Below are 17992 nucleotides of genomic sequence, written 5' to 3' on the forward strand. Positions count from 1 at the left end.
GGTGCGCGTGCTCGGCCTGACGGGCTCCATCGGTATGGGCAAGTCGACCGCGGCCAGCATGCTGCGGCGCATTGGGCTGCCGGTGCACGATGCGGATGCGGCGGTGCATCGGCTCTTCGCAGCGGGCGGGGCTGCCGTGCCGGCGATCGAGGCCGCTTTTCCCGATAGCGTGGTCGAGGGCGCCGTTGATCGCCGTCGCTTGGGCGCGGCCGTGTTCGGGGATCCCGCTGCCTTGCGGCGACTGGAGGCCATCGTTCATCCCCTGGTGCGGGCCGAGGCCCTGGCCTTTCTGCGCCGGCACCGCAGAGCCCGCCGGCCGCTGGTGGTGCTGGACATCCCCCTGCTCTACGAGACCGGCGGCGACAGGCTCTGCGACGCCGTTGCCTTGGTGACGGCACCGTCCTTTTTGCAGGAGCAGCGTGTCTTGCGTCGACCCGGGATGACCGCTGAGCGTCTGGCCGCCGTGCGGGCGCAGCAGATGCCGGATCGGGAAAAGCGGCGGCGCGCCGATTTCCTGGTGCTGACCGGCCGCGGCAAAGGCGATACCTTCCGGCAGTTGCGACGGATCGTGCGCCGCCTGTGCCCGGCCGTTGCGACCTGCGCGAACGAAGGGACTGGGCTGGATGCGTGAGATCGTGCTGGATACCGAAACCACCGGACTGGACCCGGCGAGCGGCGACCGGGTGGTGGAAATCGGCTGCGTCGAGCTCTTGAACCATGTGCCCTCGGGGCAGACGCGGCAGTATTACATCAACCCCGAACGCGACATGCCCGAAGAGGCCTTCAAGGTTCACGGACTGTCATCGGAGTTTCTGGCCGGACAGCCGCGCTTTGCCGAGATCGCCGAGGATTTTCTCGCCTTCGTGCGGGAAGACACCCTGGTTATCCACAATGCAGAGTTCGACATCAAATTCCTGAATGCGGAACTGGCGCGCCTGGGGCACTCACCGATCCCCATGACCCAGGCGGTGGATACCGTGGCGATGGCCCGGCGACGCTTTCCGGGGGCGCAGGCAAGCCTGGACGCGCTCTGCCGCCGCTTCGACATCGATCTCAGTGTCCGCAGCCTGCATGGCGCCCTGCTCGACTGCCAGCTTCTGGCGGCGGTCTATCTGGAACTGCGCGGCGGGCGCCAGCCCGGGCTCACGCTGGACAGTCAGGCAAGTGGGGGCACGAGCCGCGTTGTGGGCGTCACCCGGCGCTATCGCGAGCCGCGCCAGCATGCCCCGAGCGAGGCCGAGATCGCCGCGCACGAGCGCATGCTCGACAGCCTGAAGGAGCCGCTCTGGCGGAATTGACGCTGGGGTTGCGGGCACCGGGGTAGCGGACGGGGAGCGCGTGAAACCGGTCTATTCCGCCGCGCGCAGGTGCTCCTTTAGCCGCGGCATCAGCTCCACGAGGTTGCAGGGTCTATGGCGGGCGTCGAGCTGCCAGCGCAGTATGTCCTGCCAGCCGTCCTTGCAGGCACCCGGCGAGCCCGGCAGCGCGAAGAGGTAGGTGCCGCCGGCGACACCGCCCAGGGCGCGCGACTGGATCGTCGAGGTGCCGATCTTCTGGTAGGACAGCATGCGGAACAGCTCTCCGAAGCCTTCGATGTGCTTTTCCAGCACGGCCTCGAAGGCTTCCGGCGTCACGTCGCGGCCGGTCACTCCGGTGCCGCCGGTGCTGATCACCACGTCGATTTCGGAATCCTCGATGCAGCTGCGCAGGAAGGCGACAATGTCGCTCACCTCGTCGCGGCAGATTTCCCGCCGCGCCACTTCATGCCCGTCGCTCTCGATCATGCGCCGCAGGGTGTCGCCGGAGCGATCCTCCGTGGCGCTGCGGCTGTCGGACACGGTGAGGATGGCAATTCGCACCGGCAGGAAAGGCCGGCTTTCATCGATGCGGTTCATGGTCTGCTCCCGCGAGCTGTTCCGTCCCGGCTGCGCCGGGATCACCCAGACTGGATATACGCTGCCCAAGCAGGAGGGACCAGGGGGCGTGCCGCCGCAGGTCGACTCAGTCGAGCGCCTCGTAGTAGGGCCATTCGCCGGCCGCCAGCGTAGCCAAGGAGGGCGTCGGCTGCTCGAGACGCAAGCGATAGATCCAGAAATTCGTCAGGACGCGGCGAATGAAGCTGCGCGTCTCGGCCGAGGGCAGGCTCTCGATGAAGAGCAGCGGATCGTTCGTGTCGACGCCGGCGCTTTCCATGGAGGCCAGCCAGCGTTGGAGGTTGCCCGGCCCGGCGTTGTAGGCCACGGCCAGGTGCAGCAGATTGTTGTCCACGCCGTCGTACTCGAGGAGATAGCTGACGTAGCGCTGGGCCAGTTCGAGATTGAAGGCCGGGTCCAGCAGAAGGTGCCGATTGGCGCCGGCGAGGCTGTTGTCGCCGGAGACGTAGCTGGCGGTGCGCGGCATGAGCTGCATCAGGCCGCTGGCACCCATGGGGCTGCGGGCCGTGGGGTCGAAGGCGGATTCCTGACGCATCAGGGCGTAGAGCAGCGCCCGATCGAGGGTAAAACCCCCGTTGGGCTCCCAGGGCGGCAGGGGAAAGAGCCCCACGTCGAGGGTGCCCAGGCCGTTGTTTGCACCGACGATCTGCTCCATGCGGCTGGCCAGATCAAAGGCCTTGGCCGGGAGACCGGCGCGGTCGATGAGCGCGAGCAGCGCTTCGGCCTCGCGGTAATTGAAGGTCCCGCCCAGGCTTTCGATCTCGTCCGCCGCCCGGGAAGGCTGCCCCGCCTGGGCCAGGGCCAGGGCGCGCTTGACGGCCGGCTGGCCGAGCAGGCGGTTCATGGCTTTGGGATCGTATGCGACCTCGGTGAAATCGAAGGCTGGTGCCGTGCCCAGCGCCTGCTGTGCCAGCAGGCCATAGAAGCTGCGCGGCTCGGAGAGGGCTTCACGCAGCCAGCGGCTCATCTCCTGGGGCTGCCCGAGACGCAATGCCGCGCGCGCGGCCCAATAGGCGCCGGCCGAGCGGATCCAGCCGCTGGCCTGATCGTCGATCACGATGGCCTGGAAGTAGGCAGCGGCCGCCTCGGTTTCCCCGCGGCGCCAGGCCTCCAGACCCTTGTTCCAATGCTGCTGCGGCGCCTGGGCTGTCGCCAGCTCCGCGGCCTTGTCGGAAACATCCTGCGCGCGCTCACGATCGCCCGGCAGGATCCAGCTTCCCGCCGTGCCGCGCCCGACGGTGAAGGCGGGCAGGCCTTCGCTGTCCTGGGCCGTCGGTGTGCTGGCCGATACGGTCATCAGGGGCGAGTGATCCGCTGTCTCGATCTCCGTCGCCGGTGCGGCGGAGAGATCGACCCGGAAACCACTACTGCGCCTGGGCGCCCGCGGATCCGGCGCTCCGGAAGGCTTGCGCTGGAGGGCGAGGCGATGAATGCGGTGGGCGCCGGGTTGGTCGGCATACTGGGCCAGCCAGTTGCGCAGTTCGCTGTATTCGGAGCGGTAGGCCGTGGGGTGCATGTAGCGCTGGAAGAGCACATGGCCCATAAGGCGCTGATCGGCTAGACGGGCGATCAGCCGATCGGCTTCGTCCCAGCGCCCATCCCCCTGCAGATCGAAGATGCGGCGGTAGCGCAGCGCATCGGCGCGGGAGAGAATTTCCGGCATGGCAGTTGGCTGCGCGGCACCGAGGCTCGGCAGCGCAGCGGTTTCCGCTTGCACCTCCGGGCCGCTGCCGGGTCCGCCTGCTTCGGCAGCCACGGCTGAGCCAAACGGAAGCAGGCAGATCACTGCTCCGCACAGCACCGCGCGCAGCGACGCGCATGCCTTTTGAACACTCACGGGAAACCTTCTCCTCTCGCCCGACGGAGAACCACACTTGCCCCACAACATTTTAGACTCATTTTCGGCGTCGGCGCCAGAGGGGAATGGAACTTTTCGCACCTTGGACCCGATTGTGCAGTTCAGTGCATCCCGAGGGCGCCTGCTGCATGATGGCTGGAAAGGCCCTTGCGCTCAGGTCTCAGGTGCTGTGAGCGGATCCAGCCAGAGGATCCAGATTGCCGGCCACGGCCGCACGGAAGTCCAGCATGTCCCGCCAGGCCAAGCGCTTCTGTGCCGGCTGGCGCAGAAGATATGCCGGGTGCAGCGACGCCATGGCTGGCAGGGGTGATGACAGGCCCTCTTGCTCATAAGGGAACCAGCGTCCGCGCAGGCGGGTAATGCCCTCACTGCGCACCAGCAGGGACTTGGTGGCGACATTACCGATCAGCAAGAGGTGGCGTGGCTGCAAGAGAGCGATCTGCCGTTCGATGAAGGGCAGGCACACCGCGATCTCGCGTTGCTCCGGCGTGCGATTGCCCGGCGGTCGCCAGAACAGCACGTTGGTGATGAAGACCTCATCGAGGCCGAAGCCCGCCCACCGCAACATGTCATCGAGCAGACGTCCGGCCGCACCGACAAAGGGTTCGCCCTGAAGGTCCTCGTCGCGGCCCGGCGCTTCGCCGATCAGCATGACGCGGGCGGCCGGGTTGCCGCGAAAGATCACCGTGTTGGTGGCGGACTGCTTCAGGGCGCAGCCCTCGAAGGCGCGAATGGCGGTGTGCAGACTCTCCAGGTCCTGGGCCGCATTGGCCTGGGCGCGGGCATCCTCGATGACGGCCTGGGGCGCGCTCGGCGGCTTGATCTTGGGAGCCCAGGTGCCGGGGGCATCGCTGGAGAGATCGGGTGGCGGACTGCGCCGGTCAGGGGCGGGCGGGGCTTGTTGGGGCGCCGCGGGTTGGGCTGTTGCCGGGAGGACCGCCTGCGCATAGCGATCCTGCGGCATGTCGGCCAGGGCCTCGTCGGCCCCGGCGTCGACCAGCCAGCGCAGCGCTGCCAGCGCGTCCTGCTCCTGCCCACTCTCCGTCATGATGCCAAAAGTGACCTGCCGCTGACCTTACGGCAAGCCCGTGCGCGACTCGCCCCGCCGTTCCTTGCGGGCGCGGGTTGCAAAGAGGCGGTCGCCGTGGTGGTTTCTTTTACCACCAAGGCGCCGTTCTGATGAGCCGCAATTGGGGGCCTGGCGCGGAACGCGGCGATCCGGTCTAAACGGGAGAGAGCGATGGAACGTGAGTCGATGGAGTTCGACGTTGTGATCGTGGGCGCCGGCCCGGCGGGACTGGCGGCGGCGATCCGTTTGCGCCAGCTGGCGGAGGAAACCGGGCAGGACATCAGCGTCTGCGTTCTGGAGAAGGGCTCGGAAGTGGGCGCGCACATCCTCTCGGGGGCCGTGCTGGAGCCACGGGCGCTCAACGAGCTGCTCCCGGACTGGAAGGAGCGCGGCGCGCCCCTGAACACGCCGGTCGAGGACGAGCGCTTCCTGCTGCTGAGCGAAAAGGGCAGCCGGAACATCCCCGTCTCCCTGCTGCCGAAGCAGACCCACAACCACGGCAACTACATCGTTTCGCTGGGCAATGTCTGCCGCTGGCTGGCCGAGCAGGCCGAAGCGCTGGGGGCTGAGGTCTATCCCGGCTTCGCGGCCGCGGAGATACTCTACGACGAGTCCGGCCGGGTGCGCGGCGTGGCCACCGGCGACATGGGCCTGGACCGCAACGGCGAGAAGAAGCCGAGCTGGGAACCGGGTATGGAACTCCTGGCCAAGTACACGCTCTTTGCCGAAGGCTGCCGCGGCTCGCTCACCAAGGGGCTCGAGCAGCGTTTCGGACTGCGCGACGGGCGCGACCCGCAGACCTATGGCATCGGTATCAAGGAACTCTGGGAACTGGATCCCGCCCAGCACAAGCAGGGCACGGTGATCCACACGGCCGGTTGGCCCATGGACGACAAGACCTGGGGCGGCTCCTTCATCTACCATCTGGAGGGCAACCAGGCCTACATCGGCTACGTGATCGGGCTCGATTACCAGAACCCGCACCTTTATCCCTTCGAGGAGTTCCAGCGCTTCAAGACCCATCCGGCGATCCGGCCGATGCTCGAAGGCGGGCGGCGCATCTCCTATGGCGCGCGGGCACTGAACGAAGGCGGCTGGCAATCGGTGCCGAAGCTGGCCTTTCCGGGCGGTCTGTTGCTGGGCTGCGCGGCGGGCTTCCTCAACGTGCCCAAGATCAAGGGCAGCCACACCGCCATGAAGACCGGCATGCTGGCCGCGGAGAGCGTGGCCGAGGCGCTGGCTGGGGGCGACGACGGCTATGGCACCCTGGAGAGCTACGAGGAGAAGTACCGCGGCTCCTGGGTGCACGAGGAGCTTCGTCTTGCCCGGAACTTCCGGCCGGCGGCGGCGCGCTGGGGCAATCGCCTGGGCTTCCTCTACGGCGGGATCGACCTCAAGCTTTTCGGCGGCAAGTTGCCCTGGACACTGCATCACAAGCATCAGGACCACGAGACCCTGAAGCCGGCGGCGGAGATGCCGAAGATCGACTATCCCAAGCCGGACGGTGTGATCACCTTCGACCGTCTCTCGAGCGTCTATATCTCCAACACCATTCACGAGGAGGACCAGCCGGTCCACCTGCGCCTGGCCGATGCCTCGATCCCCATCGACAAGAACCTGCCGCTCTATGACGAGCCGGCCCAGCGCTATTGTCCCGCCGGGGTCTATGAGGTGGTGCGCGACGATGACGGCTCCAATCCGCGCTTCGTGATCAACGCCCAGAACTGCGTCCACTGCAAGACCTGCGACATCAAGGATCCGGCTCAGAACATCAACTGGACGGTGCCTGAAGGCGGCGGCGGGCCGAACTATCCGAACATGTGAGCCTGCTGCCCGCAGAAAAAGCCGGCACGCGCGCGAAGGTTTCGCCGGTGCAGGCGGTCAAAGCGTGAGCCGGCGATCCGGGTACGCGTGATCTATCTAAAACCTTGTGGTTCAGATTGAACGCGATCCGGTCTAGTTTGGGGCAAGGTCTCACCGGCAGAAAGGGTGCGTGACGCGCATGGCCTATCGACTGCGCCGCAGCAGCGGCCTGAAACTACCGCTGATCGCAGCGGCACTGGCCGCCGGATTGGGGTTGATCGCGCCGTCGGCACAGGCCACGGCCTCGCCCGACAGTGCGCCGGACCGCCTGCTCTCCGACAGCGTCTGGTCGCAAGAGAGCATCTACGGCAGCTACCTTGCCGGCCTGGTTGCGGAAGGGCGGGGCGACTACGGCGCCGCAGCGGAATTCCTGGTGCATGCGCTCTCCGGCGACCCGGAGAATCCCGCCCTGCTGCAGCAAACCTTCATGCTGAACGCCGCGGAAGGGCGCATGGACCGGGCCTACAATCTGGCCGAGCGCCTGCTGGAGCAGGGCCGGGCGGATGCAGCGGCGCTGCTGCTGCTCGCCGGCCAGGCTCTGGAGCAGGATGATCCGGCCCGCGCCCGCAGCCTGCTGGCCGACCAGCCCGCCTCGGGCCTGGTCGAGATCACGAGACCTCTGCTGGATGCCTGGCTCGCCGTCGCGCAGGGCAAGGGCGAGGAAGCCCTGGAATCCCTGGAAACGCTCGAGCGCGATGGTGGTCTGAGCGCCCTGACAGGGCTGCATCGGGTGCTGCTGTTGGATGTGCTGGGACGCGATGGTGAGGCGTTGGAGGCGGCGCAGACCATGGCGGAGGTGAGCGAGCGCCTGTCCATGCGCCTGGTCTGGTACCTGGGCAACGTGTTGGAGCGTGGCGGCGAAGCAGCCGAGGCCGAGGCGCTTTACGAGGCTTTCGCCGAACAGAACCCCGACAATCTGCTGGTGGAACGGCTGCGCGCGAACAGCGGCGAACCTGAACCCCTGGTGGCCGACCCGCTCCGTGGATTTGCTGAAGCGCTGTTCGACTTTGCCAGCCTGATGGCGCAGGAGCAGGTGCCGATCCCCGGCCTGATCCATGCCCGTTTGGCGCTGCATCTGGCGCCGGAGATGGAGGCCGCCCGCATCCTGATCGGGGAAATTCTGCAGTATCAGCAACGCTCCAATGCCGCGCTCGCGGTCTACGAAGACATTCCCGAAGACTCGCCCTTCGCCTGGAATGCCGGCCTGCGCATGGTCGAGGAGTTGCAGCAACTGGGCGACAACGAAGCGGCCGAGGCACGGCTGCGCGCCCTGGCCGAGGCGCGGCCGGAGCGCTACGAGCCGCCCTATCGGCTGGGCAACCTCCTGCGCAGCCAGGAGGATTTCGAGGCGGCCGCCGAGGCCTACAGTGAAGCGCTCGAGCGCGTGGGCGGAATCAGTCGACAGCAATGGGTGCTCTTCTACTTCCGCGGCATTGCCCATGAGCGCAGCGAGCAATGGGACCAGGCAGAAGCCGATTTCCTGCGCGCCCTGGAGCTGGAACCGGACCAGCCCTACGTCCTCAACTATCTCGCCTACTCCTGGATCGAGCAGGAGCAGAACTTCGAGGAAGCGGCGGACATGCTGGAGCGCGCGGTCGAGCGTGAACCCAACGATGGCCACATCGTCGACTCCCTGGGCTGGCTCTATTACCGCCTCGGCGAGTACGAGAACGCTGTGGAGCAGCTCGAGCGGGCGGTGGAACTGCAGCCTCTGGACCCGGTGATCAACGATCACCTGGGCGACGCCTACTGGAAGACCGGGCGCGAGCGCGAGGCCGTGGTGCAGTGGCGTCGGGCCCTCTCCCTTGATCCCGAGGACAAGGACATCCCGGCGATCGAGCGCAAGCTGGAGGACGGGCTGCCGGACGAGGCGGCGCTGTGATCATGGGGGCAGGGGCCGTCGTCGAGACGGTGCCGGCCAAGCTCAATCTCACCTTGAGGGTCGTGGGCCGCCGCGCCGACGGCTATCACGAACTGGAGAGCCTGGTGGCCTTTGCCGGTTGCGGGGACCGCCTGACTGCGCGCCCCGCGGCGGAGCTGTCCTTGGAGATCACTGGTCCCTTCGCTGCTGCGCTGCACGACGCGGGTTCGGGCAATCTGGTGCTGCGCGCGGCGCGATTGCTGGCGCAGACCGCCGGTGTGGCTGAGCGCGCTGTTCTGACGCTCGAAAAGCGCTTGCCGGTGGCTGCGGGCCTGGGCGGTGGCTCCGCCGATGCCGCCGCCGCTTTGCGCCTGCTGCAGCGCCTCTGGTCGCTCGGCCTGCCGGAACCCCGCCTTCAGGCCCTGGCTGCCGAACTGGGGGCGGACGTTCCGGTCTGCCTGCTCGGCCGGCCGGCCATGATGCGCGGCGTGGGCGAGCGCCTGGAGCCGCTGCCGGCGCTGCCGCCGGCCTGGCTGGTTCTGGCCAATCCGGGCGTGGCCCTTGGAACGCCGGAGGTGTTCCGGGCGCGCAGCGGCGCCTTTTCCGGCGCCGGTCCGCTCTGGGAGACGCCGCCGCGCACGGCGGCAGAATTGGCGGATTGCCTGCGCCGCAGCGCCAACGATCTGGAGCCAGCCGCGCGCACACTCTGCCCCGAGATCGGTGAGGTGCTGGGCACCCTGGAAAGAAACCCCGGCTGCCTGCTGTCGCGCATGAGCGGCAGCGGGGCCAGCTGCTTCGGGCTGTTCGCCGGGCGTGAGGAAGCGGAAGCGGCGGCCCGTCGCCTGAGGGCGGCGCAGCCGGACTGGTGGGTTCAGGCCGCGCCGCTGCTCACGGGCGGCTCCGAACCCTGAGGCGCTCCGGCACTATTCGAGATACCAGCGCAGCAGTTCGATGGCCTCGGCGCCGTCCCAGGGCGCGGCGCCTTCCACACGCCCCACAACCTGCCCTTCTCGATCGATGACGAAGCTGGTGGGCAGGCCGCGGGTTTCCATGGCGCGCATCAGGTCGCCGCGCGGGTCGAGCCAGATGCCCAGATGTTCCAGGCCGTGCTCCTCATAGAAGGGCAGGACCTGCTCGGCGCCGCGGCGGTCGTTGGAGACGACGAGGACACGGAAATCCTCGTTGCTCAGTTCGGCGTCCAGGGCGTCCAGGGCGGGCATCTCCTCGACGCAAGGGGCGCACCAAGTGGCCCAGAAGTTGAGCAGCAGCACCTCGCCGGTGTAGTCGGCCAGGGTGACCTGCTCCTCTTCGCCATCGTTCAGCCGGGTGATGGGGATGTCCGGGGCGCTTGCCTCCATGGTCTGGTAGCCTTCGGCGAACCAGCCATTGAGCGGCGGCTCACTCGCCGAAAGGGCACTTGCTGCCGCCGTCAGGGGAAGCAAGAGTGCTGCAAGGAAAAGCTTTTTCTTCATCGCCTCCATCCGCTACACCACAGCCATGACCAATCAGCAGCCCAAGAACGCGCCGGACAAAGCCGCCAACGCCATGTGGGGCGGGCGCTTTGCCGCCGGCCCAGCCGCCATCATGGAGCGCATCAACGCCTCCATCGATGTGGACCGCCGTCTCTACACGCAGGACATTGCTGCCAGCCGCGCCCATGCCGCCATGCTGGTGGCCACGGGGATCATCTCTGCGGAAGATGGCGATGCCATCGATCGGGGTCTAGAGACGATCCTGGGTGAAATCGACGCAGGGCAGTTCCGCTTCTCCCCGGCGCTGGAGGACATCCACATGAACGTGGAGGCCCGGTTGCGCGAGCTGATCGGTCCGGCGGCGGGGCGGCTGCACACGGCGCGCTCGCGCAACGACCAGGTGGCGACGGACTTCCGGCTCTGGGTGCGCGATGCCGTCGATCAGGTCGATGCCGGTTTGGCCGAGTTGCAGGCAGCGCTGCTGGATACGGCCGGGGCCGAGGCCGACACGGTCATGCCGGGCTACACCCACCTGCAGGCGGCGCAGCCAGTGACCTTCGGTCATCACCTGTTGGCCTATGTGGAGATGATCGGGCGGGATCGCGGGCGCTTCGCCGACTGCCGCGCGCGGCTGAACGAGAGCCCCCTGGGCGCGGCCGCCCTGGCGGGGACCTCCTTTCCCATCGACCGGGCGATGACGGCCCGGGCGCTGGGCTTCGAGCGCCCCATGGCCAACTCCATCGATGCGGTGTCCGACCGGGATTTCGCCCTGGAGTTCCTGGCCGCCGGCTCGATCCTGGCCGTGCATCTCTCGCGCTTTGCCGAGGAACTGGTGCTCTGGTGCGCCGAAGGGTTTCGTTTCGTTCATCTTTCGGACGCCTTCACCACCGGTTCCTCCATCATGCCGCAGAAGAAGAACCCGGATGCGGCGGAACTGGTGCGTGGAAAGGCAGGCCGGGTGATCGGCGGACTCAACACCCTGCTGATCGTGATGAAGGGCCTGCCGCTGACCTACGGCAAGGACATGCAGGAGGACAAGGAGCCGGTGTTCGACGCCTTCGACACCCTGGCCCTCTCCATTTCCGCCACCGCCGGCATGGTGCGCGACCTGGAGGCCAACCGCGACGCCATGCATGCGGCGACGGCCAAGGGCTTCCTGACGGCGACGGACCTGGCCGACTGGCTGGTGCGCGTGCTGGGGCTGCCTTTCCGCGACGCCCATCACGTGACCGGGACGCTGGTGGCCCGGGCCGAAGACCAAGGAGTCGACTTGGCCGACCTGCCGCTGGACGCGATGCAGGCGGTGGAGCCGCGGATCACCCAGGATGTCTATTCCGTCCTGACCGTGGAGCGCTCGGTTTCCAGCCGCAGCGCTTTCGGCGGCACGGCGCCGGAGAACGTGCGGGCGGCCGTCAAGGCGGCGCGGGAGCGTTGGGCATGAGGGCGGCGGTTCTGATCGCGCTGCTGGCGGGCCTGCTCGCTGCCTGCGGCGTCAAGGGCGACCCGGTGGTGCCGGAGGGCGAGGAAGCACGCTATCGCCTGGGCGAGCGGCAGTATCCTGCCCCCCACACGGTGGTGCCGCAGGCGCCGGCCCCGGAGGGACGCGAGGCGCAGCCGTGACCCAGGCCTTTACCTATTCAGAAGGCCGCCTCCTGGCCGAAGGGGTGGCGGTGGAAGACATCGCTGCTGCGGTGGGCACGCCTTTCTACCTCTATTCCGCCAGCGCCATGCGGCATGCCTACCGCCGCTTTTTCGGGGCCTTGCAGGGCGCGGGCCTCGATGCCCTGGTCTGCTACGCGGTCAAGGCCAATCCCCAGCTTGCGGTGATCGCAACCTTCGCGGCCGAGGGCGCGGGCGCGGATGTGGTCTCCGAGGGCGAACTGCGCCGGGCCCTGGCGGTCGGCGTGCCGGCGGAAAAGATCGTCTTTGCCGGGGTGGGCAAGACCGCGCGCGAAATGGCCCTGGGCCTGGAAGCGGGCATCCTGCAGATCAACGTGGAATCCCGCGAGGAACTGCGCCTGCTGGACCAGGTGGCGCGGGACAAGGGGGTGCAGGCGCCGGTGGCCCTGCGCGTGAACCCCGACGTCGACGCCCGCACCCACGCCAAGATCACCACAGGCAAGGCCGAGAACAAGTTCGGCATCGACTATGACGATGCGGCCGCTGTCCTGCAGGAAGCGGTGGCTCTGCCCGGGATCTTGCCTGTCGGCCTCGCAACCCACATCGGCTCCCAGATCACCGAGTTGGAGCCCTACGAGGCCGCTTTCCAACGGGTCGCCGGTCTCTTCGCCGAGCAGCGGCAGGCCGGGGTGCCACTGCAGCGGCTGGATCTCGGCGGCGGCCTGGGCATCGCCTATCAACAGGAAGCCCTGCCGACACCGGAGGACTACGCAGCGGTGGTCGCGCGCACGGCCGGGCGGCTGGACGTGCCGCTGGTCTTCGAGCCGGGGCGGCACCTGGTGGGCGAGGCGGGGCTGCTGGTCTCGCGGGTGGTCTACGTGAAGCAGGGGCGCAGCCGGCGTTTCCTCATCGTCGATGCCGGCATGAACGACCTGATGCGCCCGGCGCTCTACGACGCCTGGCACGACATCGTGCCGCTGCGCGAGCCTGGCAGCGCGGCGCGCCTGCACTATGACGTGGTGGGGCCAATCTGCGAAACCGGCGACCTCTTTGCTGAAGGGCGCGAGCTGCCGGAGCTGGCGGCGGACGATTTTGTGGCCTTCGGCGCTGCGGGCGCCTATGGCGCCACCATGGCCTCGACCTACAATTCCCGCCCGCCGGTCGCGGAAGTCATGGTGCAGGGCGACAGCTTCGAGGTGATTCGGGCACGGCCGAACCATGACGCATTGATGCGGGCGGAAAGCCTGCCCAGTTGGTTGGGCAAGGCGCCGAAAAGCGGTTAGAGTATCAGCCCTGACGGCCCCTGCGTGAAAGGCAAGGCGTGTCGTGAACGGCAAACCCGCAAGCGAGACTTCCAGGTCTGGCAAGAAGCTCCTGCCCGGGCTGGCCCGCAAGCTCGGCCTGGCGCGGGCGGCGCTGCTCTGGGAGCGCCTCTGGCCGGCATTGATGCCCGCGGGTCTGGTGCTCGGGCTGTTTCTCACCCTCGCCTTCCTTGATGTCCTGCCACGGCTTGGCTTCTGGACGCACAGCCTGGTGCTGGTGGTTCTGTCGCTGGCCTTTTTCGAGCTGCTGCGCCGGAACCTGCGCGGTCTGGCCCTGCCCCGCCAGGAGGAGGCACAGCGCCGCCTGGAGCGGGACAGCGGGGTGCCGCACCGCCCGCTGTCCGCGCTGGAGGATCGACCGCTTGCCGGCGGCGGGACCTCGGAGGACCGGGCTGCCTATTGGGACCTGCATCGCCAACGCCTGCTGGCCGGGTTGCAGCGCCTGCGCCTGGGATGGCCGCGGGCCGGCTGGTCGCGTCGGGACTCTGTGGGGCTGCGCGCCGTGGTGGGGCTGCCGCTGGTCATCGCGCTGGTGACCGCGGGAGATGCCTGGTGGCCACGTCTGGAGCGGGCCCTTGTGCCCGGGACCCCGGCGCCGGCGGAATCGGTGCCGGCCCGCCTCGATGCCTGGATCAGTCCACCGGCCTACACCGGTGCAGCACCCCACTATCTCGAAGGCCGCAGCGGCGAGGAGCAGGGTGGAACACTGCTGAGTATGCCCGAGGGGAGCCGTTTGTTGGTGCAGCTTCAGGGCGGCTACGGCACGCCCTGGCTGAGCCTGGATGACACGGCACTGGGCGAGCTTGAAGAGCGCAGGGACGGCGTGTTCCGTAGCGAGGCCGAGCTGCATGAGGGCGGTGTGTTGAGCATCGGCCGCGGGCGCGAGCAGCTGGGCAACTGGACCCTTGAGGTGGTGCCCGATCAACCGCCCTGGGTCGAGTTCCTGGCGGCGCCGGCGCGTGCGGCGCGCGGCGCTATCCACTTTCGCTATCGCGTGGCCGATGATTATGGCGTGGAAAGCCTGTCGGCCGTGATCGAGCGCCGGGACGCGCAGGGAGCGGGCGAACAGCTGCAGCTTTCCCTTCCCTTGCCCGGACGGCGGGGCGAGGCCGGGCAGGGGGAACCAGCCGATGCGGAGAGCTTCCAGGATCTCACACCGCACCCCTGGGCGGGTATTGCGGTGACCATGACCCTGGAGGCCGTCGATGCGGCCGGGCAGAGCGGGCGCAGTGAAGCCTTTGAGACCGTGCTGCCGGCGCGCACCTTCAATCATCCCGTGGCCCGGGCCCTGGCGGACCTGCGGCGCGAGCTGACGCTGGATCCTGGCGCTCGGGTGCCGGTTTCCCGTGGCCTGGACCGGCTGGCGGAGCGGCCGGACCACTATTTCAATGACCTCGTGGTGTCCCTGGGCATCATGTCCGCGGCGGAACGACTGCTGCTCGACCGCCGCGAGGCGGCGGTGCCGGAGGTGCAGGCGCTGCTCTGGGATCTAGCGTTGCGGATCGAGGAAGGCGAGGTGGCCATCGCCGAGCGCCGGCTGCGGGAGCTGCAGCAGGAGTTGCAGGAAGCATTGCAAGAGGATGCGCCGCAGGAAGAGGTCGAGCGCCTGATGAACGAGCTGCAGTCGGCGCTCGACCAGTTCCTGGAGAACCTGCTGGACCAGGCCATGGAAGGCCTGGAGGACCTGCCGCCGCAGGAGCAGCCCCCGGGTGGTGACAATCTTGAGCGCCAGGATCTGCAGGAACTGATCGAACAGGCGCGCGAACTGGCGCGCAGTGGGGCGCGGGAGGAAGCCCGCGAACTGCTGGCCCAGCTTCAGCGCATGCTGGAGAACCTGCAGGCACAGCCGATGCAGCAGAATGAGCTGAACGAGCGCCTGCAGGAATCGCGCGAGATGATGCAGGACCTGCAAGAGATGATGAGCCGGCAGCAGGAACTGCTGGACCGCAGTTTCCAGCGCAACCAGCGTGGCGACATGCGCGGTGCCGAGGACGGTGAGGGCGGCCGCGAGGGTGAGGAAGGCAGCCCGGGACGCGCGCCGGGCACCGAGGGTGCTGACGCCCAGACCCAAGAAGAGCTTCGCCGCGAGCTGGGGGAGCTCATGCGGCGCTCGGGCGACATGACGGGATCGATTCCCTCACCCCTCGGCTCAGCGGAACAGGCGATGCGTGCCGCGCGTGATGCCCTGCAGCAGGGCTCCTCGGGCCGGGCGCTGGGGCCACAGGGCGAGGCCCTGGATCACCTGCAGCGGGGCATGGAAGCGCTGCTCGAGGACTTTGCCCAGCAGCTTGGTGAGGGGCAGGGGGGCGAGGGCAGCAGCTTCGGCCGGCCGGGCGACGAAGAAATGGACCCACTGGGCCGGCGGCGTGGCCGGGGCGGCTATCTTGAGTCGGGCGAGGGGGTCGAGATCCCGGAAGAATCGGCGCTGCAGCGCTCCCGCGAAATCCTCAACGAACTGCGGCGGCGCAGCAGTGAACGCGAACGCCCGGAGATCGAGCTGGACTACCTGGAACGGCTGCTGCGGCAGTTCTGAGCCGGCAGAGTCCTATCGCGCCGGGTCCTGGTTGAGCCTCCGCAGCACTTCGTCAAGCTGATCGAGGTCATCGTAGTGCAGGGAGAGCACGCCGCCCTGCCCGCGCAGGTCGATGGTGACCTTCATGCCCAGCAGCGCTGCGAGATCCTGCTCCAGGGCCAGGGTGTCGGCATCCTTGTCCTGCCGCGGGGCCGATTGGGAGCGACGGGGGCGTCCGGCGCCGTTGTCGTCACGTCCCTTGGCCACCAGGCGCTCGGTTTCGCGGACGGAGAGGCCGCGTTTGACCACCTCCCCGGCCAGGGCTTCCGGGTTGTCGGCCCCGAGCAGCGCGCGGGCGTGCCCGGCCGAGAGGCTACCCTCGCGCACCAGCTCCTTGACGGGATCGCCGAGGTTCAGCAGGCGCAGGGTATTGGCGATGTGCGGGCGGCTCTTGCCGATCAGGCGGGCCAGCTCCTCCTGGGAATGGCCGAACTCCTCGAGCAGGCGCCGGTAGCCTTCCGCTTCCTCGATGGCGTCGAGGTCCTGGCGCTGAACGTTCTCCACCAGGGCCAGTTCCAGGGCCTGCACATCGCTGAGCTCGCGCAGGAGAACGGGCACCTCGTAGAGCTGAGCGCGTTGGGCCGCGCGCCAGCGACGTTCGCCGGCAACGATTTCGTACTCGCCCGGACGATCGGGATGCGGACGCACGAGTATGGGTTGGAGCAGGCCCTGTGCGCGTACGGAGTCCGTGAGCGACTCCAGTTGGCTTTCATCGAAGCGACGCCGCGGCTGCACACGACCTGGGTGGAGGTATTCGATGGGCACGCGATGACCCGGAGGTGGGGCCGGCGTCTCGCCATTCTCGCTAAAGGCCGGGGTCAGGGTGGTCGCATCTTCGCCCAGGAGAGCGGCCAGGCCGCGTCCCAAACCGCGCTTCGAAGCCGGAGTGCCAGAGTTGCTCATGGGTGCATGTCCTCAGGTTCAGGAAGCAGAGTCAGGATGCGAGAGCCGGAATCGGGGGCAGGGGCCGCCCTTCCCGCTGCAGCACTTCGCGCGCCAGGCCGAGATAGGCCTGGGAGCCACTGCAGCGCAGGTCGTAAAGCAGTACGGGTTTGCCGTGGGATGGCGCTTCAGAGACACGCACATTGCGTGGGATCATGGTGTCATAAACCCGGTCGCCCAGGTGCAGGCGCACGTCGTTGGCGACCATCTCACAGAGGTTGTTCCGCCTGTCGTACATGGTCAGGACGATGCCCTGCAGTTCCAGGACGCTGTTGAGCGCGCGGCGGATGCGATCAATGGTGCGCAAGAGGTGACTGAGCCCTTCCAGGGCATAGAACTCGGCCTGCAGGGGGACTATTACGCCATGAGCGGCGACCAGGGCGTTCACGGTCAGCAGGCCAAGGGCGGGGGGGCAGTCGATCAGGATGAAATCCCAGCGTCCCTGATGCTTGGTCAAGGCCTCGCGCAGGCGGCGTTCGCGGCGCGGTTCGTTGACCAGCTCAAGTTCGGCGCCGGACAGCTCCACCGAGGAGGGCAGCACATCCATGTTGGGCACGATCGAGGGCAGGGAAGCCTCGGCAAGGTCCACACCGCCCAGAAGCACGTCATAGATCGTGGTGCGCCCTGCCTCGCGATCGAGGCCCAGGCCGGTGCTGGCATTGGCCTGCGGGTCGAGGTCGATGACCAGGACCCGGGCGCCACAGGCGGCGAGGGCCGTGCCCAGATTGATGGTGGTGGTCGTCTTGCCCACGCCGCCCTTCTGATTGGCGACGGCGAGCACCCGAGTGCGGGCGGGAAGTCGCTCGACGGTGGCCGACTCGCTTTGATCACTCGCTGGGGCCGTCATGAGGCAAGACTCCCTATTCTCAAGATGACGCTGTCGCTGGCGGCGCGGCTGGGAAAGGTCTCCATGCGCAAGCTGGGGTCCGGGGACAGCTGGGTGATTTCGCGCTCCACGGCACGGCCCTTGAGGAAAAGACAGACGCCCTCGGGCAGCAGCAGGGGCCGGGCGTAGTCGAGCAGCCGGTCCAGCGGCGCCAGGGCGCGCGCGGTGATCACGTCGGCGCGCAGGCCCTCGATGTGCTCGATGCGCTGGGGCCGCACCGATACCGGCGTTCCCGTGGTGCGTGCCACTTCCCGCAGAAAGGCGCATTTGCGCCGATCGGATTCCACCAGGTGCACCTCGCCGGCCCCCAGCATCGCCAGCACCATCCCTGGAAAGCCGGCACCGCTGCCAAGATCGAGGATGCGCAGCGGCCGATCCGGCGGGGGCGGTGGCAGGAAGGCGATGAGCTGGGCCGAGTCGAGGAAATGCCGGCGCCAGAGGTCGGTCAGGCTCTCGCGACTGACGAGATTGATGGAGCGATTCCACTTCTGCAGCAGCCCGGCGTAGGTCTCCAAGCGCTGCATCGTTTCACGTGAAACGCCCAGTGCGCGGGCGAAATCCTCCGGCTTGAGGGGTGCAGGGGCGACGCTCAT

General features: G+C 68.1%; 16 protein-coding genes. 9 read left to right on the top strand and 7 right to left on the bottom strand.

The features are described from left to right. The first annotated feature begins 1 nt into the window (after position 1). Positions 2–631 carry a dephospho-CoA kinase gene (coaE, locus tag ABZ720_RS06475; RefSeq protein ID WP_366554690.1) on the top strand — a complete coding sequence of 210 codons (630 nt, stop codon included), beginning with the start codon at positions 2–4 and terminating at the stop codon, positions 629–631. Beyond that, a complete protein-coding gene (gene dnaQ, locus ABZ720_RS06480; RefSeq protein ID WP_366554691.1) occupies positions 624–1298 on the top strand; it encodes a DNA polymerase III subunit epsilon in 675 nt (224 codons plus the stop codon). Before coaE ends, dnaQ begins: the two co-directional genes overlap by 8 nt. Before the next feature lie 51 nt (positions 1299–1349). On the opposite strand, the gene moaB is transcribed toward dnaQ, so the two are convergent. The 3 genes from moaB to ABZ720_RS06495 form a co-directional block, all read right to left on the bottom strand. Beyond that, entirely contained in the window at positions 1350–1895 is a 546-nt protein-coding gene (gene moaB / locus ABZ720_RS06485) for a molybdenum cofactor biosynthesis protein B (RefSeq protein WP_366554692.1), read from the bottom strand. A 106-nt stretch (positions 1896–2001) separates the two neighbouring features. Continuing rightward, positions 2002–3771, bottom strand: coding sequence for a lytic transglycosylase domain-containing protein (locus ABZ720_RS06490; RefSeq protein WP_366554693.1), 1770 nt, complete (start codon positions 3769–3771; stop codon positions 2002–2004). 181 nt (positions 3772–3952) lie between these two features. Continuing rightward, positions 3953–4840, bottom strand: a complete 888-nt coding sequence (locus ABZ720_RS06495) for a uracil-DNA glycosylase (protein WP_366554694.1) — start codon at positions 4838–4840, stop codon at positions 3953–3955. A 192-nt stretch (positions 4841–5032) separates the two neighbouring features. On the opposite strand from ABZ720_RS06495, the gene ABZ720_RS06500 reads away from it, so the two are divergent. The 3 genes from ABZ720_RS06500 to ABZ720_RS06510 all read left to right on the top strand — a co-directional run bounded on the left by ABZ720_RS06500 (position 5033) and on the right by ABZ720_RS06510 (position 9496). Then, positions 5033–6685 carry an electron transfer flavoprotein-ubiquinone oxidoreductase gene (locus ABZ720_RS06500; RefSeq protein WP_366554695.1) on the top strand — a complete coding sequence of 551 codons (1653 nt, stop codon included), beginning with the start codon at positions 5033–5035 and terminating at the stop codon, positions 6683–6685. A gap of 178 nt (positions 6686–6863) precedes the next feature. Beyond that, positions 6864–8606 (top strand): tetratricopeptide repeat protein, encoded by a 1743-nt coding sequence (locus ABZ720_RS06505; protein WP_366554833.1) that lies wholly within the window; start codon positions 6864–6866, stop codon positions 8604–8606. Between the two features lie 2 nt (positions 8607–8608). Beyond that, positions 8609–9496 (top strand): 4-(cytidine 5'-diphospho)-2-C-methyl-D-erythritol kinase, encoded by an 888-nt coding sequence (locus ABZ720_RS06510; protein WP_366554696.1) that lies wholly within the window; start codon positions 8609–8611, stop codon positions 9494–9496. A 12-nt stretch (positions 9497–9508) separates the two neighbouring features. On the opposite strand, the gene ABZ720_RS06515 is transcribed toward ABZ720_RS06510, so the two are convergent. After that, on the bottom strand, positions 9509–10057 hold the full coding sequence (locus tag ABZ720_RS06515) for a TlpA disulfide reductase family protein (RefSeq protein ID WP_366554697.1): 549 nt from the start codon (positions 10055–10057) through the stop codon (positions 9509–9511). A 25-nt stretch (positions 10058–10082) separates the two neighbouring features. On the opposite strand from ABZ720_RS06515, the gene argH reads away from it, so the two are divergent. The 4 genes from argH to ABZ720_RS06535 are packed head-to-tail and all read left to right on the top strand — an operon-like array spanning position 10083 to position 15532. Next, positions 10083–11498: an argininosuccinate lyase gene (gene argH / locus ABZ720_RS06520; RefSeq protein WP_366554698.1), complete on the top strand. Its 1416-nt coding sequence runs from the start codon at positions 10083–10085 to the stop codon at positions 11496–11498. Further along, positions 11495–11677, top strand: coding sequence for a lipoprotein (locus ABZ720_RS06525; RefSeq protein WP_366554699.1), 183 nt, complete (start codon positions 11495–11497; stop codon positions 11675–11677). Before argH ends, ABZ720_RS06525 begins: the two co-directional genes overlap by 4 nt. Then, on the top strand, positions 11674–12960 hold the full coding sequence (lysA, locus tag ABZ720_RS06530; protein WP_366554700.1) for a diaminopimelate decarboxylase: 1287 nt from the start codon (positions 11674–11676) through the stop codon (positions 12958–12960). Before ABZ720_RS06525 ends, lysA begins: the two co-directional genes overlap by 4 nt. A gap of 43 nt (positions 12961–13003) precedes the next feature. Further along, the gene (locus ABZ720_RS06535; protein ID WP_366554701.1) at positions 13004–15532 is read left to right on the top strand and encodes a TIGR02302 family protein; all 2529 of its coding nucleotides are present in this window, start codon (positions 13004–13006) and stop codon (positions 15530–15532) included. 12 nt (positions 15533–15544) lie between these two features. On the opposite strand, the gene ABZ720_RS06540 is transcribed toward ABZ720_RS06535, so the two are convergent. From ABZ720_RS06540 to rsmG, 3 genes are read right to left on the bottom strand one after another with little or no spacing between them, the layout of a single operon-like run. Then, positions 15545–16474, bottom strand: coding sequence for a ParB/RepB/Spo0J family partition protein (locus tag ABZ720_RS06540; protein WP_366554702.1), 930 nt, complete (start codon positions 16472–16474; stop codon positions 15545–15547). Between the two features lie 31 nt (positions 16475–16505). Further along, positions 16506–17360 (bottom strand): ParA family protein, encoded by an 855-nt coding sequence (locus ABZ720_RS06545; protein WP_366554703.1) that lies wholly within the window; start codon positions 17358–17360, stop codon positions 16506–16508. After that, on the bottom strand, positions 17357–17992 hold the full coding sequence (rsmG, locus tag ABZ720_RS06550; protein WP_366554704.1) for a 16S rRNA (guanine(527)-N(7))-methyltransferase RsmG: 636 nt from the start codon (positions 17990–17992) through the stop codon (positions 17357–17359). The genes ABZ720_RS06545 and rsmG overlap by 4 nt, the downstream gene beginning before the upstream one ends.

Origin of the sequence: Aquibaculum sediminis (assembly GCF_040712085.1) — a bacterium.
Taxonomy (GTDB): Bacteria; Pseudomonadota; Alphaproteobacteria; order Kiloniellales; family DSM-21159; genus Aquibaculum; species Aquibaculum sediminis.